General features: G+C 37.6%; 23 protein-coding genes and 1 tRNA gene. 10 read left to right on the top strand and 14 right to left on the bottom strand.

What is annotated here, in order from left to right:
* The first annotated feature begins 67 nt into the window (after positions 1-67).
* A complete protein-coding gene (locus tag IE056_RS10365; protein WP_189604697.1) occupies positions 68-1,222 on the top strand; it encodes a DNA polymerase III subunit in 1,155 nt (384 codons plus the stop codon).
* 1 nt (position 1,223) lies between these two features.
* Positions 1,224-1,622 (top strand): DoxX family membrane protein, encoded by a 399-nt coding sequence (locus tag IE056_RS10360; protein WP_189604645.1) that lies wholly within the window; start codon positions 1,224-1,226, stop codon positions 1,620-1,622.
* Positions 1,623-1,670: 48 nt separating this feature from the next.
* On the opposite strand, the gene IE056_RS10355 is transcribed toward IE056_RS10360, so the two are convergent.
* The 5 genes from IE056_RS10355 to IE056_RS10335 all read right to left on the bottom strand — a co-directional run bounded on the left by IE056_RS10355 (position 1,671) and on the right by IE056_RS10335 (position 8,879).
* On the bottom strand, positions 1,671-2,183 hold the full coding sequence (locus IE056_RS10355; protein ID WP_189604644.1) for an OmpH/Skp family outer membrane protein: 513 nt from the start codon (positions 2,181-2,183) through the stop codon (positions 1,671-1,673).
* 228 nt (positions 2,184-2,411) lie between these two features.
* Positions 2,412-3,266 (bottom strand): class I SAM-dependent methyltransferase, encoded by an 855-nt coding sequence (locus tag IE056_RS10350; protein ID WP_189604643.1) that lies wholly within the window; start codon positions 3,264-3,266, stop codon positions 2,412-2,414.
* A 60-nt stretch (positions 3,267-3,326) separates the two neighbouring features.
* On the bottom strand, positions 3,327-5,198 hold the full coding sequence (gene mnmG, locus IE056_RS10345; RefSeq protein ID WP_189604642.1) for a tRNA uridine-5-carboxymethylaminomethyl(34) synthesis enzyme MnmG: 1,872 nt from the start codon (positions 5,196-5,198) through the stop codon (positions 3,327-3,329).
* A gap of 11 nt (positions 5,199-5,209) precedes the next feature.
* Positions 5,210-5,629, bottom strand: a complete 420-nt coding sequence (gene ybeY / locus IE056_RS10340; protein WP_189604696.1) for an rRNA maturation RNase YbeY — start codon at positions 5,627-5,629, stop codon at positions 5,210-5,212.
* Complete coding sequence (locus IE056_RS10335) at positions 5,622-8,879, bottom strand: DUF4175 family protein (RefSeq protein WP_189604641.1); 3,258 nt, start codon at positions 8,877-8,879, stop codon at positions 5,622-5,624. Before IE056_RS10335 ends, ybeY begins: the two co-directional genes overlap by 8 nt.
* 140 nt (positions 8,880-9,019) lie before the next feature.
* Between IE056_RS10335 and gltX the strand changes: the two genes are divergently transcribed.
* Positions 9,020-10,543: a glutamate--tRNA ligase gene (gene gltX, locus IE056_RS10330; protein WP_189604640.1), complete on the top strand. Its 1,524-nt coding sequence runs from the start codon at positions 9,020-9,022 to the stop codon at positions 10,541-10,543.
* 79 nt (positions 10,544-10,622) lie between these two features.
* Here gltX and IE056_RS10325 read toward each other — a convergent pair whose 3' ends face one another.
* Positions 10,623-11,297, bottom strand: a complete 675-nt coding sequence (locus IE056_RS10325) for a hypothetical protein (protein WP_189604639.1) — start codon at positions 11,295-11,297, stop codon at positions 10,623-10,625.
* A 77-nt stretch (positions 11,298-11,374) separates the two neighbouring features.
* Between IE056_RS10325 and IE056_RS10320 the strand changes: the two genes are divergently transcribed.
* Positions 11,375-12,364 (top strand): SPFH domain-containing protein, encoded by a 990-nt coding sequence (locus IE056_RS10320; protein ID WP_189604638.1) that lies wholly within the window; start codon positions 11,375-11,377, stop codon positions 12,362-12,364.
* 104 nt (positions 12,365-12,468) lie between these two features.
* Here IE056_RS10320 and IE056_RS10315 read toward each other — a convergent pair whose 3' ends face one another.
* The 4 genes from IE056_RS10315 to IE056_RS10300 form a co-directional block, all read right to left on the bottom strand.
* On the bottom strand, positions 12,469-12,699 hold the full coding sequence (locus IE056_RS10315; protein ID WP_189604637.1) for a DUF6327 family protein: 231 nt from the start codon (positions 12,697-12,699) through the stop codon (positions 12,469-12,471).
* On the bottom strand, positions 12,699-13,088 hold the full coding sequence (locus IE056_RS10310) for a phage holin family protein (RefSeq protein WP_189604636.1): 390 nt from the start codon (positions 13,086-13,088) through the stop codon (positions 12,699-12,701). The genes IE056_RS10315 and IE056_RS10310 overlap by 1 nt, the downstream gene beginning before the upstream one ends.
* 5 nt (positions 13,089-13,093) lie before the next feature.
* Positions 13,094-13,522 carry a YtxH domain-containing protein gene (locus IE056_RS10305; protein WP_189604635.1) on the bottom strand — a complete coding sequence of 143 codons (429 nt, stop codon included), beginning with the start codon at positions 13,520-13,522 and terminating at the stop codon, positions 13,094-13,096.
* A gap of 132 nt (positions 13,523-13,654) precedes the next feature.
* Positions 13,655-15,331 (bottom strand): glutamine--tRNA ligase/YqeY domain fusion protein, encoded by a 1,677-nt coding sequence (locus tag IE056_RS10300; protein WP_189604634.1) that lies wholly within the window; start codon positions 15,329-15,331, stop codon positions 13,655-13,657.
* Positions 15,332-15,468: 137 nt separating this feature from the next.
* Here IE056_RS10300 and folB point away from each other — a divergent pair, with 137 nt between their 5' ends.
* Together folB and IE056_RS10290 are read left to right on the top strand one after the other, a co-directional pair.
* Positions 15,469-15,825: a dihydroneopterin aldolase gene (gene folB / locus IE056_RS10295; RefSeq protein WP_189604633.1), complete on the top strand. Its 357-nt coding sequence runs from the start codon at positions 15,469-15,471 to the stop codon at positions 15,823-15,825.
* 93 nt (positions 15,826-15,918) lie between these two features.
* Positions 15,919-15,989: transfer RNA gene (locus tag IE056_RS10290), tRNA-Cys, on the top strand.
* 308 nt (positions 15,990-16,297) lie between these two features.
* On the opposite strand, the gene IE056_RS10285 is transcribed toward IE056_RS10290, so the two are convergent.
* The 3 genes from IE056_RS10285 to rnr are packed head-to-tail and all read right to left on the bottom strand — an operon-like array spanning position 16,298 to position 19,894.
* On the bottom strand, positions 16,298-16,978 hold the full coding sequence (locus IE056_RS10285; protein WP_189604632.1) for a LysE family translocator: 681 nt from the start codon (positions 16,976-16,978) through the stop codon (positions 16,298-16,300).
* 32 nt (positions 16,979-17,010) lie between these two features.
* Positions 17,011-17,709 (bottom strand): head GIN domain-containing protein, encoded by a 699-nt coding sequence (locus IE056_RS10280; RefSeq protein WP_189604631.1) that lies wholly within the window; start codon positions 17,707-17,709, stop codon positions 17,011-17,013.
* The gene (gene rnr, locus IE056_RS10275) at positions 17,693-19,894 is read right to left on the bottom strand and encodes a ribonuclease R (RefSeq protein ID WP_189604630.1); all 2,202 of its coding nucleotides are present in this window, start codon (positions 19,892-19,894) and stop codon (positions 17,693-17,695) included. The genes IE056_RS10280 and rnr overlap by 17 nt, the downstream gene beginning before the upstream one ends.
* A 241-nt stretch (positions 19,895-20,135) precedes the next feature.
* On the opposite strand from rnr, the gene IE056_RS10270 reads away from it, so the two are divergent.
* From IE056_RS10270 to IE056_RS10255, 4 genes are all read left to right on the top strand, one after another.
* Positions 20,136-20,330, top strand: coding sequence for a hypothetical protein (locus tag IE056_RS10270; RefSeq protein ID WP_189604629.1), 195 nt, complete (start codon positions 20,136-20,138; stop codon positions 20,328-20,330).
* A complete protein-coding gene (locus tag IE056_RS10265) occupies positions 20,327-20,569 on the top strand; it encodes a DUF2007 domain-containing protein (protein WP_189604628.1) in 243 nt (80 codons plus the stop codon). The genes IE056_RS10270 and IE056_RS10265 overlap by 4 nt, the downstream gene beginning before the upstream one ends.
* 534 nt (positions 20,570-21,103) lie before the next feature.
* Positions 21,104-21,535, top strand: coding sequence for a ribose 5-phosphate isomerase B (gene rpiB / locus IE056_RS10260; protein ID WP_189604627.1), 432 nt, complete (start codon positions 21,104-21,106; stop codon positions 21,533-21,535).
* On the top strand, positions 21,535-21,990 hold the full coding sequence (locus IE056_RS10255; protein ID WP_189604626.1) for a GNAT family N-acetyltransferase: 456 nt from the start codon (positions 21,535-21,537) through the stop codon (positions 21,988-21,990). Before rpiB ends, IE056_RS10255 begins: the two co-directional genes overlap by 1 nt.
* On the opposite strand, the gene IE056_RS10250 is transcribed toward IE056_RS10255, so the two are convergent.
* Complete coding sequence (locus IE056_RS10250; protein WP_189604625.1) at positions 21,991-23,622, bottom strand: S41 family peptidase; 1,632 nt, start codon at positions 23,620-23,622, stop codon at positions 21,991-21,993.
* Positions 23,623-23,628 lie beyond the last annotated feature (6 nt).

The following is a 23,628-nucleotide window of genomic DNA, read 5'->3' as shown; positions in this document are numbered from 1 at the left end:
TTGGTTTAGAATGCAAAGATAATTTTTCCCTAAGATATAAAAGTGTGGATAAATTTTATCTTTGCTTATGCTATTTTCTGAAGTATTAGGACTACCACATATCAAGAACCATTTAACGACTACAGCAGATAAAAGTCGTATCCCCCATGCACAATTGTTTGTTGGGCCGGCTGGTAGCGGCACCCTTCCTATGGCAATTGCTTATGCACAGTATATTCTCTGCAATAATTCGGGTGGTGAAAATAATTCCGGAAACCAGGCCTGCAACACGAAACTTGGTAACCTTTCCCATCCCGATCTGCATTTTGCATTTCCGGTGGCTACCAATGATAAAATTAAGAAACACCCTGTTTCCAACATGTTCCTGGAGGACTGGCGTAATTTCATCAAAAAGAATCCCTACGGAAGTTTATTCGACTGGTACCAAAATATCGGAATTGAAAACAAGCAGGGACAAATGGGAGTTGATGAAGCCCAGGAGATCGTGAAATCACTTTCGTTAAAATCCTATGAAGGCGGATTCAAGGTAATGATCATCTGGATGGCAGATAAAATGAATACCGCCTGTGCCAATAAGCTTTTAAAATTAATTGAAGAGCCGCCGAATAAAACGCTGTTTATCCTTATTTCTGAAGAAGAGGAAAACATCATTCAAACCATAAGGTCTAGATGCCAGGTACTCCATTTTCCGCCATTAAATGGAAATATTATTGCTGAAGGTTTAATGCAACGCGAGCAGTGTGATGAGAGCAAAGCTTTGACGATTGCACATAGAGCCAACGGAAATTTCACCAGTGCACTGCATATTTTACGCAATAATGAAGGTGATGAACAATTTGAAGAGTGGTTTATAACCTGGGTAAGAAGTGCTTTTAGGGCTAAAGGAAATAAATCGGCCATTAACGACCTTATTTCCTGGAGTGAAACTATCGCTGCAACAGGAAGGGAAACTCAGAAAAAATTCCTTTTGTTTTGTATGGATTTTTTCCGGCAGGCTTTACTTCAGAATTATAAGGCCAATGATCTTGTTTTTATGGAGCCCCAAACAAAAGGATTTACCCTTGATAAATTTTCTCCCTTTGTTCATGGTAATAACATTTTGAGCATCACTCAAGAATTACAGGACGCAATTTATCATATAGAAAGAAACGGAAACGCGAAGATAATCCTAACCGATCTTTCCATTAAATTAACCAGGTTGTTACATCAAAAAGCTTCATAAAATGGAAAATATTTCAAACAATATTCCGGAACTTTTAATTCTGGTTTTCATCCTCATTACCTTTTTACAGTCTGGTCTCGACAAGCTTTTTGACTGGAAGGGAAATGTGGGGTGGCTAAAAAGTCATTTCGGAGAAACTTTTCTGAAAGGTACGGTGCCTTTACTTGTAGGAGTGATCATGATAATTGAAATCATCACAGGGATACTTGCCATAGCAGGAATTTATACACTTGCAGCAAACAACAGCACAACTTTCGGCCTCTCAGCTGCCGTTCTTGGTGCTGTTACGCTTCTCATGCTCCTGTTTGGACAACGGGTGGCAAAGGATTATGCAGGAGCTTTCACCATTACGGGATACTTCATGGTAGTGATCTTCGGTATATATCTTTTAACCACATAAAAAAAGGCTCAGTTTCCTGAGCCCTTATACTTATATGTGAATCGGGGATTAATTTCCTCCATAGGAAGCATTCAATTCTTCAAGCACTTCATCTGTGATATCCAGTCCTTCTTCAGCATACATAATATTGGCAGACTCGTTGGATCCAAAAATATACGTGTAGTTATTTTCTTTCCCATACTCTCTTACAAAGTCTTTTACTTTAGTAACAACAGAATCTATTACCTGATCGCTTTCCTGTCTTAAAGTGCCTCCCATTTGCTGCTGCTGTTGTTGTAGTCTTTGCTGCGTTTGCATAAGTCTGCTTTCAGTTTCTTCACGCTGTGCCTGGGACATATTATTCATTTCCTGCTGATATGCCTGAACCTCCTGCTGAAAACCTTGCGCTACAGAATCAAATTGTCTCTTCATCTCATCAGACCTCGTTGTGAACCTTGCCTCTACTTCCTGCATTTCTGAATATTCCTGAATAAGCGTCGTGGTATCTACATACGCTGTTTTTTGATCTGAACATCCTACAAGGACGGTTCCTAGAAAAAGTACAGCTACTAATTTTTTCATTTTATTGATTTTTTATTTTAGACAAAAATAAGAAAGCAAATGTATTTTCTTATATAATCTTATAAAATCTGAAGCAATAGCAGATACTTATAATTAATCACCCATAAATAATATATTTCTATCAAAAAATGCTTTCAGAAGAAGAATTTTAGAAGCTTTTTCTAAAAAGGGAATACACCAGCATCTGAAACAAGATAAACCGCCTTAAATTGCTTTAAAATCGCTATTTTAGTTTTTCTGAAGAAAATATGCAACAGAGGAATATTCTTTGGTGGATTTAGCCTTTAAGTTGGACAGCAAACCCGTGAAAAGAGCAGATATGGAAAAATTAGATCCCGATTTATATTTTGCTGAAAGCAGGCTTACATAAAAAGCATCAAACTCCAGTCCTCTGGTTTTTTCTATTTTGAATCCATGTGGTTCAAAAATATTGTGAATCGAGGTTCTGGAAAAATGCCACAGGTGTCTTGGCACATCATAAGCGGCCCAGAAATTTTTAAATTTTCCGGCATCATAACTTTTAAAATTAGGAGCCGCAATCACCAGGAGTCCGTCTTTCTTTAAAAGCCGTGTTAATTCCATTATTTGTTCTTCAAGATTGGGAATATGTTCCAGAACATGCCACATAGTAATTACATCAAAAGATGCAGAAGGGAAATTTAAAGAGTCTTCTGCAAGGTTGACTCCTTTTTTCAAAGCTAGTTCTCTGGCCCGGAAATTAGGTTCGGTTCCTTTTACATTCCAGCCCCTGGATTTTGCCCTGAACAAAAAATCCCCTGTTCCGGCTCCAATATCCAAAAGATCTTTTCCTTTTGCTGCCTCCTTCTCTATCCATTTAATCTTTTTATCAATCATATAGGTCTTCACCCATTGGTAGATTTTTTCAAACAAGGAACTGCTGGAATCGGTGTGAGAAATATAATTTTCACTTTTGTAAAATTCCGGTAGTTCCTCCAAAGTGGGCTGCGGAAAAGTTACCAGCATATCCCTTTTTTGATCATACCGCAGCTCATATTCATTTCCACTTACAGTATGATCTTTACATTTTAACTGGTAATTAGCTGATGCTTTTTCGGAGCTCATTCAAAAAAATATCTTTTTAAAATAGATTTGGATTCTAATGTTCCACGTGGAACGATCATTTTATCTTCCCATATAAACCAGCAGAACCGAAATATCATTTGGACTTACTCCGCTGATTCTTGATGCTTGAGATACCGATATTGGCTTCACCTTTTTTAGTTTCTCCCTTGCTTCAAAAGACATGGATTTTATCCTGGAATAATCGAATTCTGATGGGATTTTAATATCCTCCAGTCGATTTAATTTATCGGCATTATTCTTTTCCTTTTCAATATATCCTGAATATTTAACCTGAATTTCCGTTTGTTCAAGTTCCTCTTCAGATAAAGAATGCTGTTCGATAAATTCATTTACTCCGCTAAAGTTCCGAACATCATCCATAGTAATGTTAGGTCTGGAAAAGATTTTAAAAATCTTATCACTTTGCTTAACAGGAGCAGAATTTTTATCTTCTAAAACAGCATTTGCTTCTTCTGGAGCCACGCTTGTATCTTTCAGAAATTGCACAAAGGCAAAAGATTTTTCCTTCTTCTCCTCCATTTTCAGCATCCGCTTTTCAGAGGCCAAACCTATTTTATAAGACTTTTCAGTTAATCTGAAATCGGCATTATCCTGGCGTAATAAAGTTCTGTATTCTGCACGGGAAGTAAACATCCTATACGGTTCTTCTGTACCTTTTGTAATAAGATCATCAATTAATACCCCAATATAAGCTTCGTCCCTTTTCAGAATAAATTCATCTTTCTCCTGAATTTTTAAGGCTGCATTTATACCTGCCATCAATCCCTGAGAAGCGGCTTCTTCATAACCGGTAGTACCATTAATCTGACCCGCGAAATACAATCCTTCTACCAGCTTTGTTTCCAAAGTATGCTTCAATTGTGTCGGCGGAAAATAATCATATTCGATGGCATACCCAGGCCTAAAGAATTTTACATTCTCGAATCCTGCGACAGAACGCAACGCTTTAAACTGGACATCTTCCGGCAAAGAAGTAGAGAATCCATTCACATACATTTCTACCGTATTCCACCCTTCAGGTTCAATAAACAATTGATGTCGGTCTTTATCTGCAAACCGGTTAATCTTATCTTCAATTGAAGGGCAATATCTCGGACCTATACTTTTAATTCTTCCGTTGAACATGGGAGAACGATCAAAGCCTTCCTTAAGTAAATTATGAACTTCTGGAGAGGTGTAGGTCATCCAACAAGAACGTTGTTTTTTCAAAGCGGAAGTTTCATCTAAATAAGAAAATTTAGAAGGAATTTCATCACCGGGCTGCTCTGTCATTTTTGAATAATCCAGAGATCTTCCATCGACCCTGGGAGGAGTTCCGGTTTTCATTCTTCCCGCTTCAAAACCTATTTGAACAAGATCTTCAGTAATACCTTTTGAAGCTCTTTCCCCAGATCTTCCACCACCCATTTGTTTATCTCCAATATGTATGAGTCCGTTCAAAAAAGTCCCGTTTGTAAGAACAACAGATTTCGCTTTTACTTCAATTCCAAGGGAGGTTCTAACACCAACTATTTTACCATTTTCAATAACCAGCCCTGAAACCATTTCCTGGTAAAAATCAAGATTCTTAGTAGCCTCCAGTCTCAATCTCCAGTGTTCAGCAAACATCATTCTATCACTCTGCACCCTAGGACTCCACATTGCAGGTCCTTTAGATTTGTTAAGCATTTTAAATTGAATAGCACTGGTATCACTAACGAGTCCGCTGTATCCACCAAGAGCATCAATCTCCCGAACGATCTGTCCTTTTGCAATTCCACCCATAGCAGGATTACAACTCATTTGTGCAATATTCTGCAGGTTCATTGTAATCAATAAGGTGCTGCAACCAACATTGGCAGCTGCAGCTGCGGCCTCACTGCCAGCGTGACCACCCCCTACTACAATAACATCATATTCTTTATCAAACATAGATTTAGTTTCTATTGTTCCACGTGGAACATTTTCATTTTTTCCTCTTCCCTTTGGCGCATTAAACTTTTTTCTTCCTCCGTTTTATCTTTATATCCGGCAAAATGAAGAATGCCATGCACCATCACTCTCTTTAGTTCCTCATCAAAATTCACATCAAAAGTTTTAGCATTTTCGGCGACCCTATCAGTACTAATAAAAATATCTCCCTGGAGAATTTTTCCTAAGGTATTATCAAAACTTATAATATCTGTGTAGGTATCGTGATCGAGATATTTCTTGTTGATCTCAAGAAGATATTCGTCGTTGCAAAAGATAAAACTAATTTCTCCTGTCTTCTTCCCTTCGGAAGCAATTACCTTCTTAAGCCAATTTTCATACAGTTCCTTATCCTGTAATTCAAAATCGTTTTCTGAATAAAAATTAATGATCTCCGCGTTCAAAATATTCCTTTACTTTTCGTTTGTAAATTTGCCGCAAAGGTAAGGTTTGTCTGTTTAAAATTTCAGTAGTATTAAAATATTCTTTAGCCTTAAGAATTTGATTTTTAGAGGTGTTTTCAAACTCTTCAGTATTTGTATTTGACTCCCTTTCCATTTTTTGTCCCTGCTCCAATGAAGCTCCCTCCAATTCAAGCAATTTATGTTCCAGATTTTGCATTTTACGAAGAGTTTCTTCATTAAAACCACTATTGAGCAAGTCCTCTTCAATCTTTTCCATATCTTCTTTTAATGCTTTTCCTTTGTCACCCAAGCCCTCTTTTTCCAGCCTGTCCTCCAGCAATTGTCTCAATATTTGCTGCTCCTGAAAAATCCTGAAAAGTTCTCCATTCTCTTCTTCACCCTGTCGCTCTCCTTCTTCACCTCTCTTTTCCTTTCCTTGCTGTTGCTTTTGTTTTTCCAGCCCTTCCTTCATTTCCTCGCCCAACTGTTCCTGCTTCTTTATAATATCAGGCAACTGCATATCACCCCTGCCACCACCACTGGAAGAACTGCTCATCATATTCTCCATATTTCCTAGTATCTGACTCAGGAAATAAGCGAGATCATTGGCACCAGTCACCACATACTGCTGACTGGCCAATCCTTGAGGAAGGCGGTTTTGTGCAAGCCTGTCCAGAGCCTTGTCAAGATCAAATTCAATATCTGTAAGTTTCTCCGTAATGTTTTCGGTAATCATTGGGTTTCGCAGAGCCAGTGCATATAAACTGTCATCTACATGCTGAAAATGTTCCTTTATGATATTCTGCCTTTTGATCCCTGAAGCAAAGCCGGGGTTATCCCGTCCCATCTCTTTAAAATTATCCAAAAGCTCCTCCTGTTCAAAAGAAAAAATAACCAGATTATCCAGTATTTTACGAAGCATCACAGCATCCTCCTGCAATTGTTCCCCAGCCGACATTTGTTGCTGTTGTTTCATTTTACTGCTTAATTCCTTCATCTTTTCAGAAGCGTTTTTTTGATTCTTTTTAGCGTCACTCTTTTGCTGTTTCTCCAAACTCTCACTGGCTTTTTCCTGCTCTTTCTTAATCTCTTCTTCTGCTTGTTCATCTGAACCGGTTTCTGTTGGTTTCTGCAACTTCCGATTTTCCTCCTCAAGCTCCTTTAAATTCTCTCTAATTTCATTAAATTCCTCGTTCAATGAATCCTGAGCATCTTTGTTATTAGCTTCATCATCCTCTGCCAACTTCTCTTGTTCTAATGCCAGTTTCTCAAGATCCCTTGAAATTTTTGCAGCTTTTTCCTCCACATAATATTTCTTGGTAAGTTCCAGAAGTTGTTCTAAACTCTTTTCTTGATTTTGATTATTCCTGGAAAGTTTTTCTAATTTCTCCCCTAATTCCTCTTCATTAATTTTCTCCCCATACTTACGTAATTCTTCCAGCAAATCTTCATTCTCTTCCAGTTTATCTTCTCTATTTTTAAGCCTCTCCTCCAACTGTTCTTTCAACTTGTTTTTTTCCCGTGGCGAATCCCCATTTAGACTTTTTTTTAAGTTTTCTGCATATTCTTTCATCATGGCATTTTGCTTCTTTTGACGGTCCAGGAAATTCTCCAGCTTTTTTCTGTCACTGTAATTCAGCTCTTTCTTCTGTTTTTGCAGCCGTGAAATTTCTTCTAATTCTTCCCTAGAAAACTGCAACTTCTCCAAAGAATTATCCAGCCCTTTAATAGCATCCGATTGCTGATTTAATCGTTCCTCCTTCTTCTCATCTTCTGTTTTTCTGCGGAAATAAAAAACACTACTTTTTACACTTTTTCGGTTATTAACTGCATCATTATCGAAAGCCTGAAAATAATATTCATAGCTCTTCCCCTTCTGAAGATTTAACGTGTCGGGGAAAGCAAAAAGAAATTCAGCATAAGCAGCTTTTGAAATAGGAATACTCCTCCTCTGAACATCTTCAGATTTTTCTGTAGGATAATACACCAGCTGCACCCCTGAAATACCATAATCATCTGAAACTTTTCCGTAAAAATATTGCGTTTCCGTATCAACAGAATCTATCTTTTGCTCCAGTTCCAATTCCGGATATTGATCCTTTACTACCGCTATTTCATAATCAAGATTCTCATAATTCTTCACCTCTTTATTTGAGGTAGAGATTTCATATCGAAGCGCCTTCAATATTTCCTTATCAAATGCAAAACCATTTCCTTCTTTCTGAAATTGATTTATAGTATCCCCGGTCCGGAAAGAAACTTCTTCCGTAGCCAGGGTATTTAGTTTCCAGTTAATGCTTGTTCCTTCCGGAACTGTGGCATTTCCGGAACCATCTACTATTTCGTCCTCCAGTCCTGTATAATCAGGAAAATTAAGATGCATTTTAAAATCGGTCATTTCGGGAACCTCAACCACCTCCAGGGTATAGTTTCCTGAAGTCACTTCATTTCCGGAAAAATTGAAATTAACAGATTCTTTTAATGCTTCAAATTCATATTCAAATAATCCCGGGGAAACTTTATTCAGAAAGTATGTTTGTCCTCTATAATGAATAGAGGGACTTTCAGGCAGGACATTACCTACCGTATTTATCCGGAGTGTAAAGGGTTCATTTGCCCGGGCTTTCAGTTCGCCATTCATGATATTGAAAGCGAAAGGTGCCGGCGGAACATAGGCCTTTTTGTAATGCACTACCCTCTCGTAACTATCGGCAAACATATTGCTTTGGCCGGTTACAAAAATGAGTAGTATAATAAGAACAGGGATGGCAGCATATTTCAAAAATGGCAGATTGCTTTTAAAGTCTACCGCCATATTGAAAGGCACAGGTTTCAATTCCTGCGCTTTTTGATCAATCCCTGCAAGTAAAAGTTCAGATTGATGATTATTTTCTTTTAACTGTAATAAATTCAGCAACTTATCCTTCACTTCTGGAAAATGATCTCCAATGATCCGTGATGCCTGGGCGTAATTAAGCCCTTTAGACAACCTGAACAGCTTAAGAAGTGGAACTATGATGAATTTGACAAAAAGTAGTACTTCAACAAGAACGAAACTCCAAAACAGGATTTGCCGCTTTGTAGAATTGAGCCAAAAGAAATGTTCTAGAGATAAAGTTATTAGGAAATACAGCAGCCCTATAGAAACAAAAAATATAGCTCCTTTAAGAAGTTCATTCAAATAATATCGCCTTATAAAGGCTTCAAGTTTGTTTCGTAACTCATTAAAATTGTCCATACTACCTCCCCTTTTCCGCATCTTTAAAACTACAACATAAAATTAAAATTGTAAAAGAATTGCATTTTTGGAAAATCCTTCCACTAACAGCGATTTCTTAAACCTAAAGAAACCTCTATCTTTGCAGTAAAACAAGGTTTATGTCCACAGAAAAAGTCAGGGTGCGATTCGCACCAAGTCCTACAGGGCCCTTACACATAGGAGGAGTAAGAACAGCTCTTTTCAACTATTTATTTGCTAAAAAAAACGGCGGTGATTTTATTCTAAGAATAGAAGATACAGATCAATCCCGTTATGTTGAAGGTGCCGAAGATTATTTAGTAGAAGCTCTAAACTGGTGCAACATTCTATATGATGAAGGACCGGGAAAAGAAGGTGACATTGGACCTTACCGCCAGAGTGAACGGAAACATTTGTACCGGGAATATGCCGAAAAACTTATAGCTTCCGGAAATGCATATTACGCATTTGATACTTCTGAAGCTCTTGACGCCCACAGAAAAGACCATGAGGAAAAGGGAAAAACGTTTATCTATAACTGGCATAACCGGCTTAAGCTGGATAACTCCCTGGCACTTTCTTCAGAAGAAGTGAATAAAAAACTGGAAGCTGGAGTGCCTTATGTGATCAGGTTTAAAATCCCGGAAGCTGAAACTTTAGAGTTAAATGATGAGATTCGCGGTGAGATGCAAATCGAAACCAAGGTTCTTGATGATAAAGTACTTTTCAAAAGTGACGGGATGCCCACCTATCATCTCGCCAATATAGTAGATGATCATTTAATGGAAATTACCCACGTAATTCGCGGTGAAGAATGGCTTCCTTCCCTGGCACTTCATGAACTTTTATATCGTGCTTTTGACTGGCAAGCTCCAAAATTTGCACATTTACCGCTTATTCTTAAACCACAGGGAAAAGGAAAACTAAGTAAACGAGATGGCGATAAACTTGGATTCCCGGTGTTCCCTCTGGAATGGAAAGATCCAAATTCGGGAGAGATTTCATCAGGTTACAGGGAAGAAGGATATTTTCCCGAAGCTGTAATAAACATGCTGGCTTTCTTAGGATGGAATGAAGGAGGCGGAAGTGAAAAAGAAATCTATTCGCTGAAGGAGTTAATACAGGCCTTTAGCCTTGAACATGTGTCGAAAGGAGGCTCTAAGTTTGATCCTGAAAAAACAAAATGGTTCCAGCACCACTATCTTCAGGAAGCAAAAGATGAAGTTTTAGCGAAGCAGTTAAAAGTGCTTTTAGCGGAGAAAAATCTTGATTTCACACAAGAATATCTTGTCAAGGTAGTATCGCTTCTAAAAGAACGTGCGAGCTTTGTAAGAGATTTTTGGGATCTCGGCTTCTACTTCTTTGTCGCACCTGAAAAATACGACGAAAAAGCAGCTAAAAAGGCCTGGAAAGAAGATACAGCCGACCTTATGAAGCAACTTATAGCAGAACTAGAAAAAATAGAGGATTTCAGTACCTCTACTCTACAGGAAAATATCAAAGCCTGGATCACGGAAAAAGAAATAGGTTTTGGGAAAATAATGCAACCTTTCAGGTTAAGCCTCGTTGGGGCTATGCAAGGTCCCGATGTTTTTGAAATAGCCTCGGCTATAGGAAAAAAACAAACTGTTTCACGTATAGAAAGAGCTGTGAGAGAATTATAATAATTTTTTTTAGCATAAAAACCCCACACTACGTTTTTTGTAAAGTGGGGTTTTGTTTTATAGGAAAACTCTTTGATCTCTACAGAAACACCATTATTCCGCCGGTGATTAATGTCATGCTCCCGCTGATGTCTGTAGCACGGGGATCTATTTCCTCGAGGTTTTCCCCGCTTAATCCGCCAAAGAAGTTATTCACCCCGTATTGATATTGTGCAAAGAATTTGACGTTTTCAAATCCCCCGGAAATCCCTGCAGCCACATTAAAATTAACGGTAGAAACCTTTTCAATATCTGAAGCCTGAATATCATATTCTTCCAGGTAAAATAATTCGCGATCCTGCCTTGGTTCAAATTTTCCATTCACCTGGACGACAGGTCCTGCTTCAATACTTAAATAATTTCCAATGATCTTATAACTTCCAAGGAAACTCGCCTGAACGCCTATCATATTAAATTTTACATCCTCATTGGCCTCCAGGTCTTCCTGCTTTTGTCTCCCCCTTATTTTTGCATTCAGATCAAAAAAGTTTAGCCCGTAAATAAACTGGAAATCATCGTAATAAGATGCTCTGCCAGTAAAACCGGCTGTCCAGCTAGTGCCGGGTTCAACATCAAAATTTCCTGTATGAATATTAAAATGGTTCACACCGGCCTGTAATCCCAATCTGTTATATTCCCCTTCCCATCTTCTTTGAGAATGTGATAAAAATGAATATAACATCAAAAACATCAGTATAATGTACCTCTTTTCCATATTAACTATTTTCTTTTTGCGATAAATATAAAGGTTTTATTTTTTACCTTGACAGGCAAACTCTTAAACAGAACTAAATGATATCTACCATTCTCACTGTGATCATTATCTTTTTTGGACTTATGATCCTATTTTCAGGAATTTTTACTGTCAAACAGCAGACTGCAGCAATTGTGGAGCGTTTCGGAAAATTTCAAAGGACCAGCAACAGCGGACTTCATTTTAAAGTTCCCATCATTGACAAAATCGCGGGACGTATTAACCTAAAAGTTCAACAGCTGGATGTACTGGTGGAAACCAAGACAAAAGATGATGTTTTTGTAAAGTTAAAAATATCGGTACAATTTCGTGTTATGAGCAATAACACCTATGATGCTTTTTACAAGCTGGAAAATTCACACGACCAGATTACTTCTTATGTTTTTGATGTGGTACGTGCAGAAGTACCAAAAATGAAACTGGATGATGTTTTTGAGCGTAAAGATGACATAGCAATCGCTGTGGAAAGGGAATTGAATGAAGCTATGCAGGATTACGGCTATGACATCATTAAAACGCTGGTGACAGACATAGACCCCGATGTGCAGGTTAAAGCTGCTATGAACCGTATAAACGCTTCTGAAAGGGAAAAGGTAGCCGCAGAGTACGAAGCGGAAGCAGAAAGGATTAAAATTGTAGCTAAGGCCCGTGCTGAAGCCGAAAGTAAGAGGCTACAGGGACAGGGTATTGCAGATCAACGCCGGGAAATAGCACGCGGACTTGAAGAGAGTGTGGATGTGCTTAACAATGTAGGGATTAATTCCCAGGAAGCTTCTGCATTAATAGTGGTAACCCAACACTACGATACTTTACAATCACTAGGTGAAGAGACGCAAAGTAATCTTATTTTGCTTCCAAATTCACCCCAGACCGGGAGTGATATGCTGAACAATATGATCGCTTCTTTTACAGCTTCAAACCAAATTGGGGAAGCAATGAAAAAGGAAAATGCCTTAAGAGAGAGCAAAAGAAAGAAAGAAAAGGATAACAAAACCCGGAATAAAAATCCGGGTACAGAACTGGAATAACGAAAAAATAACAATGAAAAAAGGGTTGGACTCATCTATGTCCAACCCTTTTATTTTTACCATTAAACGGAAATGTTTAATACTTAAAAAAACGGCATTTATACCTATTTTTCGTCTTTCTTCCCTCCTATCATTCCTAGAACTTTGTTTGCACCCTTTAGAATAACAGCAGATTTAAACACAGTTCCTGCCATGTTCTTGATGAGGTTTACAGGTGCCAGACTTTCCTTGGTATAGTTATAGCTCAGGATCATTTTCTCCTTATCAATTTCCATCTGGAGTTTGAGAAGTCTCTTGTCCCTTTCAATTTCATTAAAGTTTTTATACTGCCTCATCAATCACGTTTGTCTTCATTACTTCCTTTATCTGAACCTCCGCTGTTAAAGAATTTTCTTGAAACCTTGATCAGCATTGTTTCTTCTATCATAGAACTTCCGAAGAATTTCATGAAAAGTATCAATAACAAATAAAATCCTGCCACAATAAAGAATCCACTGCTTGCATTGCCTATTGCATCACTTATCCATACAGAAGCGGCAAGAGATAGAAATAGAAGAAAAAATAAAGCAAGAAAGCCAATCACCAGTATTCTTGCCAGTGATGTGGCTCCCTTCATTACTTTTTCAAACAGGTCCAGCTTGTAGTACTCCGCACTACTCTTGCTGAAGGCCTTAATGTTCTGATTTAACCTTTCTAAATTTGCTGATATTCTTTCAAATGCCATTCTTATTAGGCTATTGAGTTATCTGTAGATGGATTAATTGCCTGATTGGACGGGGTTGTTACTTTCTCCTTTTTATCTGATGATGAATCACCACCTGATTTTTCTCCGGATTTCTGAAATCTTGCATTCTGGCGTCTCAACTCTTCTAATTTGCTTTCCAATCCATCAATTATTTCATCTGCTTTAAAACTGGCAGATGCAAGCGTATCTTCCAACCTGGTTTCAAAATCCATTTTGGCCTTTTTTGCCTTCTGTGATAAATTTGAAGAGGTTTCTCTATATTGCTTATTAAGATTGTCCTGAGTTCTACGTGCGTTTTCACTTAGTTTTCTCCGGGTATCTTCACCACTTTCAGGTGCATAAAGCATTCCTAATCCTGCTCCGATGGCAGCTCCTGTTAACAATGCTAAAAATGTAGTTCCTGTATTTGCCATGATGTTCTGGTTCTTTTTAAAATTAGTATTAATTCCAAATTTAACATTTTGAACCGAGCACCACTGTTAATAACCGGTTAATATCATTTTTGGATTGCTAATTTATTCTTAATTACCTGAACAATAAAAGTTTTAATCTTTGTTAGCCCAGGAATCACGCAAGGTGACGGTTCTGTTGAAAATTAGATTATCTGAAGAACTTTCTTTGTCTACATTGAAATAACCAATCCTTTGGAACTGGAATTGTTCATAAGGCTGTGAATCTTTCAAACCAGGTTCAAGATAGGCTGTGATCGTTTTAAGCGACTCAGGATTGATATACTCAAGATAATCCTTCTCTTTATCTGCATCTGGAGATTCGACTGTAAACAGGCGGTCGTAAAGCCTTACCTCAGCTTCAATGGCATGCTTTGCAGAAACCCAATGTAAAGTACCTTTCACTTTACGCATAGATTCTTCAGTTCCGCTTCCACTTCGGCTTTTGGGATCATAGGTACAGTGTATTTCTGCTATTTCCCCGTTGGCATCTTTGATTACTTTCTCTCCTTTTATGATGTAAGCATTTTTCAGCCTTACTTCTTTTCCAAGAGTTAATCTGAAAAACTTTCGGTTTGCTTCTTCTTTAAAATCTTCTTTCTCAATGTAAAGCTCTTTTGAAAACGGTACTTCTCTCGATCCTGCCAATTCATCTTCAGGATTATTTTCGGCAGTAAGCCACTCCTCTTCCCCTTCAGGATAATTGGTGATTACAAGTTTTACCGGATCCATAACCGCCATAACTCTTGGTGCCGTTTTATTGAGATCTTCACGAATACAAAATTCCAGCAATGAAACATCAATGACATTTTCCCGCTTTGCAATTCCAATGGTTTCAGCAAATTTCTTGATCGAAGCAGGAGTATAACCTCTTCTTCGAAGCCCAGATATGGTCGGCATTCTTGGATCATCCCAGGAAGAAACAATGCCTTTCTCTACCAATTGAAGCAATTTTCTTTTACTTACGATGGTATGACTCAAATTACGACGGGCAAATTCCCTTTGTTTTGGTTTAAAATCATCGGGTGAACTTACTTTTTCAAGGAACCAGTTGTATAGTTCCCGATGTGGAAGAAACTCAAGCGTACAAAATGAATGGGATATGCTCTCAATAAAATCACTCTCTCCATGTGCCCAGTCATACAGCGGATAGATCATCCAATCATTCCCTGTACGGTGGTGTTTTTTGTGCAGACTCCTGTACATGACGGGATCTCTCATAAGCATATTCTTAGCAGCCATGTCTATCCTGGCTCTAAGTACATGCTGACCTTCGGTGGTTTCCCCGTTTTTCATTTTTTCAAAAAGCTCCAGGTTCTCTTCTACCGATCGATCTCTGTACGGACTGTTCTTTCCGGGTTCTGTAGGAGTACCTTTTTGTTCAGCAATAACTGCTGAAGGCTGACTGTCAACATAAGCATATCCATTTTTGATTAGCTCCACTGCCCAGTCATATAATTGCTGAAAATAATCTGATGCATAGCATTCCTTGGCCCATTTAAAGCCAAGCCATTCCACATCTCTCTTGATCGCATCCACATATTCCTGCTCTTCTTTAATAGGATTTGTATCATCAAACCTAAGATTTACAGGAGCATTATACTTTTCTCCAAGGCCAAAATTGAGGCAAATGGAGGAAGCATGACCAATATGTAAATATCCATTAGGTTCGGGTGGAAAACGGAATTTTAAATCTTCTTTTTTATAGTTCAATTTAAGATCTTCTTCTATAATTTGCTCAATAAAATTGAGAGATTTCTTTTCTTCAGACATAATTTTTCGTTCTTCTTTACGAGATCAAAATTAATTAAAATAAACGTCAAAACTATTATAACAAGGGAATTTGGCCAGATAAAAATCATTATAAGATTATTGTCTTCTCAATTGTTTTTATCTTCGCAAAAAAAACAGTGGGTTCAATAAAAATTAAGAATATTAAGGTTTTTGCATATCACGGATGCCTGGATGAAGAAGGAAAAATAGGCAGTGATTACCGGGTCGATCTAAAAGTCAAAGGAGATCTCTCACTTTCTGCCAAGACCGATGCTTTAAAAGACACCATAGATTACGTGCATTTAAACAAAATAGTAAAGGAAGAAATGGCTACTCGTTCAAAATTACTGGAAACAGTAGCCGAACGTATTATTAATCGGGTAATGGAGGAATTATTAATTGTACAGAAAGTAACGGTAGATGTTTCAAAAATAAATCCACCAATTGGAGGAAATGTGCAGATGGTAACGGTAAGGAGAAGTAAAAGCAGATAGAAACCGAAATTGTTGAAATAATTTCTCCTTTTGCTTTCTGAAAAATATGGTCTTCCTAAAGAAATTTTATTACATTTGCCTTCCCAAATTTAGGGCATCGTGGCCGAGTGGCTAGGCAGAGCTCTGCAAAAGCTTGTACAGCGGTTCGAATCCGCTCGATGCCTCAACAAAAAAGCTTCCTGAAAAGGAGGCTTTTTTTTATTCAAATCATGATCTGCTAATTGATATTTGAAATTTAAACTGGAAAAGCGAACCACACCAGTTCGCCCTGGATATCCCATGTTAGGTTTTTCTAAAAAAGAACCTCCACCCTGTTTTATGGTACTGCTAGGTAGCATGAGAAAGAGAAATCATGAGAAGCTTCCGGAACATTTTACTATAGAACATCATGCATTATTCCGAAGCTTCGGAACGAGTGAAAAATTAAATTATTCTAAAAAGCTATTTTTAAAGCTTTATAGGAACTTTTTTTTTATTCGGGAGAGATAGTATCAATCTGATTTTGAAGCTGCGTCAGCTCCTCCGGAAGTAATCCCTGCCCTATTAATACAATCCCAAAAACAATGAGAACTATACTAATAGCCCGTTTGGTGTAGAAAATGCGGTTTGGGGTTAATTTGCGGTTTAGTTTTTTGGCCAGTAAGATCTTAATTACATCAAAAACAAGATAAGTTCCCAAAACACTACTAAAGAAAACAACAATTCTGTCGGTTTCCATTTCCATTTTGGGACCAAAAACAATGATTAAACCCAGCCAGAAACCTAAAACTCCAATATTAATAAAGTTTAAAAGAAAGCCTTTTGCTGCCAGTCCCAGGTAATCCCTCTTATTGAGTTTCTGGATCTCAGGCACTTCCTCATGAAGCAACACTTTTTTGGTTTGGATAAACTGAATTATCCCATAAGTCACCAGAATTCCTCCTCCAAAAACAAACAAAGCAGGATCATCTTTGATCCTGTTAAGCAGTTTGGTGGTACTTAAATAGGCAATAAAAAGGAAAACAATATCGGCAAAAATAACGCCGGCATCAAATGAAATTGCAGCCCTAAACCCTTTGATAGCAGCAGTCTCCAGTAATACAAAGAAAACGGGACCTAATAAAAATGCAAGAAAAAAGCCTAAAGGTATAGCAGCCAGAATATCTTGAAGCATTACGAACTTTTAGTTTTCACAAATGTAGCATTTTAGTTCATCTTCTTAATGCTGCCTCCAAAACTGGTCTTTCTATCCAGTTGTTCGGGATTTCCGAAAACTAAAATAGTACCTCCAAGTTTGGCAGTTGCCTTACAATAAGTTTCGGCAGATACTTCGGCGTTTCCACCTGCGCTAATAGAAACCTCAGTATTTTCTGAAATTAATTTTTTACCGTAAAACTGGCCTCCGGTATTGATCGTGATCTCCTGTTCCCTCACTTTACCATGAAGATTTACCTGTCCCCCCGTAACAGCTTTTGAACTTTGCTTTAAAGCATCAATCCCTGCAAAAACCGAAGCACCTTCCTGCGCCCTGAAAACGAGATTTGTTCCCACAATTTCACCATCCACCTGAACTACAGATCTTTCATTAGCATCTATCACCTGAAGTTTTCTAAAAAATATTTTTACAAGAGTGTTATCATCTGTCCAAATATTCTCCAGGGACAACCTTAATTCCAAACGGTTTTCCACATGTTGATATTTTACCTTTTCCTTACTGTGTCCGGTAATTTCTATCCTGTTTTCTTCAGAAGGTATTAAAACAACTTCTATCCCGTTGAAAACTTTCAATTCATTAAAATCTGAAAGCTGGGCCGAAATATCCTGCCCAAAAACAGCTCCCGAAACAATAAATAAACAGCAGGCTAAGGTGGTTTTGAAATTATTTAAATTAATTCTCAACTTCATTTCTGGACCCAATTAAATTAAAATCAAGATGTCTTTTTACTAAATCAGCATTTTTAACGCTCACATAAACTTCATCTCCCAACTGATATACCTTCTTGGTTTTTCTACCCACAATGGCATAATTCTCCTCGTCATAATCATAATGATCTTCTCTTATATCTCTAAGACGAACCATTCCTTCACACTTATTGGCGATTACTTCCACGTAAATACCCCATTCTGTCACCCCCGAGATAACGCCCAAAAACTCCTCTTCATTATGCTCCTGCATAAACTTGATCTGCATATATTTTATGGAATCTCTTTCTGCGCTGGTTGCCAGGCTCTCCATATTGCTGCTATGCTTACATTTTTCTTCGTATTCTTCTTCTTTTGCTGAAGCTTTGTCCTCAATATATTGCTGCAAAAGACGGTGGGTCATAACATCTGGATATCGTCTAATAGGTGAAGTAAAATGGGAATAATGACTGAAAGCGAGTCCGTAGTGGCCAATATTATCAGTACTATAATATGCTTTGCTCATGGTTCTTATAGCCAGCGTATCGACAAGGTTCTGTTCCTTTTTACCCTGCACATCCTCCAGTAACCGGTTAAGGGACTGACTCACTGATTTTTTATCTTTCAGGGTTAGTTTATGTCCGAATTTGGATACCAGGGTTTTAAGCGCAGCAAGCTTATCATCATCGGGTTCATCGTGGCAACGGTAAACAAAAGTTTTCTTTGGTTTCTGTTTTCCTATGAATTCTGCTACCTTCTTGTTGGCCAAAAGCATGAATTCTTCAATTAATTTATTGGCATCTTTCGATGTTTTAAAGAAGACTCCAATTGGTTCATTATTTTCGTCCAGTTCAAATTTCACCTCTACCTTGTCAAAAGAAATAGCTCCATGTTTCATCCGTTCTTTCCGCATGATCTTGGCGAGTTTATCCATTTCTAAAACCGCACTTACAACCGCGTCATTAGCATGATATGATTCACCCGAAATGGAAATATCTGCAGGGATTTCACCGGCAGTTGTTTCTATTATATACTGCGCTTCTTCATAAGCAAAACGTGCATCTGAAAAGGTTACTGTTCTTCCAAACCACTGATCTTTAATTTCTGCTTTTTCATTCATTTCAAAAACAGCAGAAAAAGTATATTTCTCTTCATTTGGACGTAATGAACAGGCATTATTGGAAAGAATTTCCGGTAACATTGGCACTACCCGGTCTACCAGATAAACAGAGGTTGCCCTGTTAAAAGCTTCTTCATCTAGAATCGTTCCCGGTTGTACATAATGAGCCACATCGGCAATATGAATACCAATTTCAAAGTTTCCGTTTTCCAGTTTTCTAAAGCTCAATGCATCATCAAAATCCTTGGCATCTTTGGGATCGATTGTAAAGGTAAGTACGTCACGCATATCCCTCCTTTTACTAATCTCCTCTTCCTTAATGGAAGTATCAATCGTTGCGGCAAAATCTTCTACTTCCTGCGGAAATTCATGTGGAAGACCGTATTGAGCTAAAATAGAATGGATCTCTGTATTGTGTTCTCCGGGTTTACCCAGCACCTGAATAATTTTACCGAAGGGAGAATCGGCTTTTTCGGGCCATTCTTCCATTTCCACCACTACCTTATCCCCATCTTTTGCATCTCCGATCTTATTCCTTTGAACAAAAATATCGGTATACATTTTCGGATCGGACATGGCTACAAATCCAAAATTCTCTTTCAGTTGAAGCACTCCTACAAATTCTGTGCGCTTTCTTTGAATGATTTTGGTTACTTCTCCTTCACTTTTCTTATTGCGTCTTCTTTTGTAGATATAGATCTCTACTTCATCCCCGTTTAGTGCTTTATTAAGATTAGTAGAAGGAATAAATACATCCTCTTCCAGTTCTTCAACCACCACATAACCACTTCCTTTGGCCGTAAGATCCACAATTCCGTGGTAATAATCATCTGTGCCCAGTAACTGGAACTTTCCCCGTTCTATTTCCTGAACCTTCTTTTTAGCCGCAAGTTGTGCTAAATTCCGGATGATCTTATTTCTGCTACCCGGATCATCTACACCTATTTTTGCAGCGATCTGTTTATAATTAAATGCCTGTCCCGGATCTTTTCTCAGGATGCCCAATATTGTTCTTGTAAAATCTTCTGTATTTGGGGTATTCTTTTTTTTGTTACTCTTTCTCGTCATTGTTGCCTATTAAATGATAAAATTACGGCTTATATACTAACTACTATATTTTAGTCAATATATTTTTAATCAGGAGTGTAAATTAATACTCTTTTTTAGTCTCCCGTACTCCTATCCTGAAAACCAAGCTTGTATAAAAATAAAAATTTAACATTCTAAATAAATTGTATTTAATAACATCTTAAATTTAACACATATTTTCTTTTTATGTAAAAAGAACAGTTAGTTCAATGGTTAAAATATGAATAATTCTACTAAACTTACTTTATTGTCCAAATTCATATTTGTTATTGGCGTATTGGGATATGTTTCTTACATCCACCGTATTCTTAATACTTATCACCACACCAATACCTCTCATTATCCTAAAGAAGCGTTATTTAGCTATCCCTTTACAGGAGATTTCGTTATCTTTAGTAGCAACTATAAGCTATGAAAGATTTCGTTACCCTCGCCATATTCACTTATCCGCATGAATTTGCGGTACTAAAACTCCTATTGGACAAAGCCCACATAAAACACTTTTTTCAAAATGAAACCATGGTAGGCGTTTTTCCATTTTACTCCAACGCCCTGGGAGGAATACATCTTAAAGTTCATCCAGCAGATATTACAAGAGCAAAAGAGATCTTGGATTCCTTCAATGAAACTTCTTCTCCTCTTAAAATCGTTTAGCCATTTTATTTTTAGTTGTTAACACCTATTATATTATTTTCTTTTTCTTTCTTTTTTTAAAAATTAAAATGCTTGTTATTATAGTCTGTTAATAGCTACAATAACTTTTTGCTTTATTTCTTGCTCCTTAAGATGATTTATTTAGGTAACAGGTTATTAACCTGCTGTTACTCTCTTAAGCTCCTGATTTATAAATAATCTTAAGACTTTATTAACAACTGTTCATAAGAAAGTGTGAATAGGAAAAGAGGATAAAAAAGATATTTTTTCATGTTTAAAAGCTGGGTTTTACTGCTGAAAAGTTTTCTAAAATTACCTGCTTAAAAATTATGATTCCCCGTAAAATAGTGGCTATTGAATTTTTTTCCCGGCTTTCCAAATTTGGTTTTTATTTTTTGGTTTCATTTTATGAACAAAAAGAAGGTATTTATAATCCCTTTATTTTTAGGGCTTTGTAACATTTAATTAACAATGTATAAAATTGAAGTTGATAAGCCTATTTTCTACCTTTGTGAGCTATTAAAACCACACATCATGAAAATTTCCATTGGAAACGACCACGCAGGAACTGATTATAAATTTGCTGTTTCTGAATATTTAAAATCAAAAAATATTGAAGTAATCAATCACGGAACAGACAGTGAGGATAGTGTTGATTATCCAGATTTTGTTCATCCTGTGGCCAGGGATGTTGAGAATGGAGAGGTAGATTTAGGTATAATAATATGTGGAAGCGGGAACGGAGCTTCCATGACTGCAAATAAACACCAGGGAATAAGATGTGCCCTTTGCTGGACCAAAGAGATAGCAGAACTGGCCAGGGAGCATAACAACGCTAATATTTTAAGTATTCCTGCAAGATATACCTCAAAAGCACAGGCGTTGGAAATGGTAAAAGTTTTTCTTGAAACCGAATTTGCAGGAGGAAGACATGCCACAAGGGTGGGGAAAATTGCCTGTAATTAATGAACATACAGGAATTAGACCTTAAAATAAAATCTTTTTCAGAACTTCATATTTCAGAATTATACGATCTCCTTCAGTTACGTTCTGAGGTTTTTGTGGTAGAACAGGATTGTGTCTATCTCGATATTGACGGAAAAGATGGTAAGGCTTTACACGTGATGGGATTCAGAAATGGAGAACTGGTTGCCTATACACGCTGTTTTGCACCCGGTATTTATTTTGAAGAAGCTGCCATTGGTAGGGTTGTGGTCAAAGCAAATTCGCGAAAAGAGAATTATGGACATGAAATTCTCAGGGCTTCTGTAAAAGCGATAGAGGAAGAGTATGATACTGCCGTTATAAAACTTTCAGCACAAACCTACCTTGTGAATTTTTACGAATCTCACGGCTTTCAGCAAATTGGGAAAGGATACCTTGAAGATGGCATCCCTCATATCGCCATGATCAAGAAATAATTACTGCAAAATCTTATTGTATTTTCCCGTGTCTAAAAGTACCTTTTTAGCTTCAAGGATTTCAGGATTTTGCTGTACAGAATATTCAAAAAGACCTTCTTTGTAGAAATATCTTTTTATGATCTCATCGGAAATAAGGCTGGTAATTTCAGCCTTTTTTTCGTCTAGTGCCATTCGTTTTTCCTCCTCAATGATCTTCTCCATTTCTGTATAAGTGTTCGAAATTTTATTGTCAAAACCTTCATCTTCTGCAGTTTCAAAGGCTTCCTGTAAATGTTTTTCGGTCATAGTCTTATAGCTGAATCCGCTGGTTTTCAGGTAATTTTTGAATTCAGTATAATCTGAATCAGTAAATTCGAAATCTTCAGGCTTATCAAGATTATGGCTATAATAATATTCTGTGGCATAATCAAAAATGGCATTTTCAAGCAATAATGCATTGGTAATGCTACTGTATTCCGAAGTTTCCATGGAAATATCGGGCAGGATTCCGCCGCCGTCATACACTTTACGTCCATTGCGGGTACTAAATTCGTTATACTCGTCAGTCTTTATTCTTACAGCGTTTCCTTCTGTGTCTCTGTTGCGATAATCAAGTGCCTGGATACATCTTCCGCTTGGTGTGTAATACCGGGAAATGGTCACCTTGAGCTGGGTTCCATAGGTGAGATCTTTGGGGCGTTGTACCAAACCTTTTCCAAAGCTACGTGCACCCAGGATCACTGCCCTATCAAGATCCTGTAGTGAACCGGCCACAATTTCACTGGCAGAAGCACTCCTGCCGTTTATTAAAATTGCAAGGGGAATGGACGTATCAACCGGCTGATTTGTGGTTTTATACACCTTGTTATACTTTTCAACGGCAGATTTTGTTGTTGTGATAAGTTCGCCCTGAGGAACAAAAATATTGGAAACATTAATAGCTTCGGAAAGTAATCCACCTGGATTTCCTCTCAAATCCAGAATGATACTGGTTGCTCCGTCATTTTTTAGCTCCTTTAACGCCTGAATGGTCTCTTTGGTTGCATTTCTATTAAATTGTGACAGCACAATATATCCAATATTGCCTTCTAATAACTTGTAATAAGGCACGGCTTTTATATCAATAGAACCGCGACTTAATGTAGTAAGCCTGGTTTCTCCCTGGCGGTTATAGGTGATCTCTACCATTGAATTTGGAGCTCCATTAAGCAGTTCTCCTGCATCTTCTTCAAAATTAGCAATACTTACATCTCCAATCTTGATTATTTCATCTCCGGCCCTTAATCCTGCTTTATCGGCAGGATAATCTTTGTAAGGCTCTACTACAATAATTTTATTATCCCTTACCATCACAGTGGCTCCAATACCTGTGTACTCCCCCAGATTATTGATCTTTGCTGCCTGCACTTCCTGTTCGTTCCAGTAATGGGTATAAGGATCCAGATCCCGGAGCATGGAGTTAATGGCCGTATCCATCAATTCGGCAGGATTGGTTTCATCCACGTAGTTCATGTTAAGTTCTTTGAACAGGGTGGTGAAAATCTCTATTTGTTTGGCTATTTCGAAAAAATCAGATTTATAGCTTACAGTGCTTAAAAAAAGCACGACTCCACATCCCAAAACAGCAACTTTTTTAATCTGATCTTTCATACAATT

The sequence above is a fragment of the Salinimicrobium marinum genome (assembly GCF_014651535.1).
In the GTDB taxonomy this organism is placed as follows: Bacteria; Bacteroidota; Bacteroidia; order Flavobacteriales; family Flavobacteriaceae; genus Salinimicrobium; species Salinimicrobium marinum.
This window is presented reverse-complemented; position numbering and strand designations above follow the sequence as displayed.

Excerpts from the sequence above, each read along its gene's own strand:
- IE056_RS10365 (WP_189604697.1), top strand. The coding sequence starts at position 68 with ATGCTATTTTCTGAAGTATTAGGACTACCACATATCAAGAACCATTTA.
- IE056_RS10360 (WP_189604645.1), top strand. The coding sequence starts at position 1,224 with ATGGAAAATATTTCAAACAATATTCCGGAACTTTTAATTCTGGTTTTC.
- IE056_RS10355 (WP_189604644.1), bottom strand. The coding sequence starts at position 2,183 with ATGAAAAAATTAGTAGCTGTACTTTTTCTAGGAACCGTCCTTGTAGGA.
- IE056_RS10350 (WP_189604643.1), bottom strand. The coding sequence starts at position 3,266 with ATGAGCTCCGAAAAAGCATCAGCTAATTACCAGTTAAAATGTAAAGAT.
- mnmG (WP_189604642.1), bottom strand. The coding sequence starts at position 5,198 with ATGTTTGATAAAGAATATGATGTTATTGTAGTAGGGGGTGGTCACGCT.
- IE056_RS10335 (WP_189604641.1), bottom strand. The coding sequence starts at position 8,879 with ATGGACAATTTTAATGAGTTACGAAACAAACTTGAAGCCTTTATAAGG.
- gltX (WP_189604640.1), top strand. The coding sequence starts at position 9,020 with ATGTCCACAGAAAAAGTCAGGGTGCGATTCGCACCAAGTCCTACAGGG.
- IE056_RS10325 (WP_189604639.1), bottom strand. The coding sequence starts at position 11,297 with ATGGAAAAGAGGTACATTATACTGATGTTTTTGATGTTATATTCATTT.
- IE056_RS10320 (WP_189604638.1), top strand. The coding sequence starts at position 11,375 with ATGATATCTACCATTCTCACTGTGATCATTATCTTTTTTGGACTTATG.
- IE056_RS10315 (WP_189604637.1), bottom strand. The coding sequence starts at position 12,699 with ATGAGGCAGTATAAAAACTTTAATGAAATTGAAAGGGACAAGAGACTT.
- IE056_RS10310 (WP_189604636.1), bottom strand. The coding sequence starts at position 13,088 with ATGGCATTTGAAAGAATATCAGCAAATTTAGAAAGGTTAAATCAGAAC.
- IE056_RS10305 (WP_189604635.1), bottom strand. The coding sequence starts at position 13,522 with ATGGCAAATACAGGAACTACATTTTTAGCATTGTTAACAGGAGCTGCC.
- IE056_RS10300 (WP_189604634.1), bottom strand. The coding sequence starts at position 15,331 with ATGTCTGAAGAAAAGAAATCTCTCAATTTTATTGAGCAAATTATAGAA.
- IE056_RS10285 (WP_189604632.1), bottom strand. The coding sequence starts at position 16,978 with ATGCTTCAAGATATTCTGGCTGCTATACCTTTAGGCTTTTTTCTTGCA.
- IE056_RS10280 (WP_189604631.1), bottom strand. The coding sequence starts at position 17,709 with ATGAAGTTGAGAATTAATTTAAATAATTTCAAAACCACCTTAGCCTGC.
- rnr (WP_189604630.1), bottom strand. The coding sequence starts at position 19,894 with ATGACGAGAAAGAGTAACAAAAAAAAGAATACCCCAAATACAGAAGAT.
- IE056_RS10270 (WP_189604629.1), top strand. The coding sequence starts at position 20,136 with ATGAATAATTCTACTAAACTTACTTTATTGTCCAAATTCATATTTGTT.
- IE056_RS10265 (WP_189604628.1), top strand. The coding sequence starts at position 20,327 with ATGAAAGATTTCGTTACCCTCGCCATATTCACTTATCCGCATGAATTT.
- rpiB (WP_189604627.1), top strand. The coding sequence starts at position 21,104 with ATGAAAATTTCCATTGGAAACGACCACGCAGGAACTGATTATAAATTT.
- IE056_RS10255 (WP_189604626.1), top strand. The coding sequence starts at position 21,535 with ATGAACATACAGGAATTAGACCTTAAAATAAAATCTTTTTCAGAACTT.
- IE056_RS10250 (WP_189604625.1), bottom strand. The coding sequence starts at position 23,622 with ATGAAAGATCAGATTAAAAAAGTTGCTGTTTTGGGATGTGGAGTCGTG.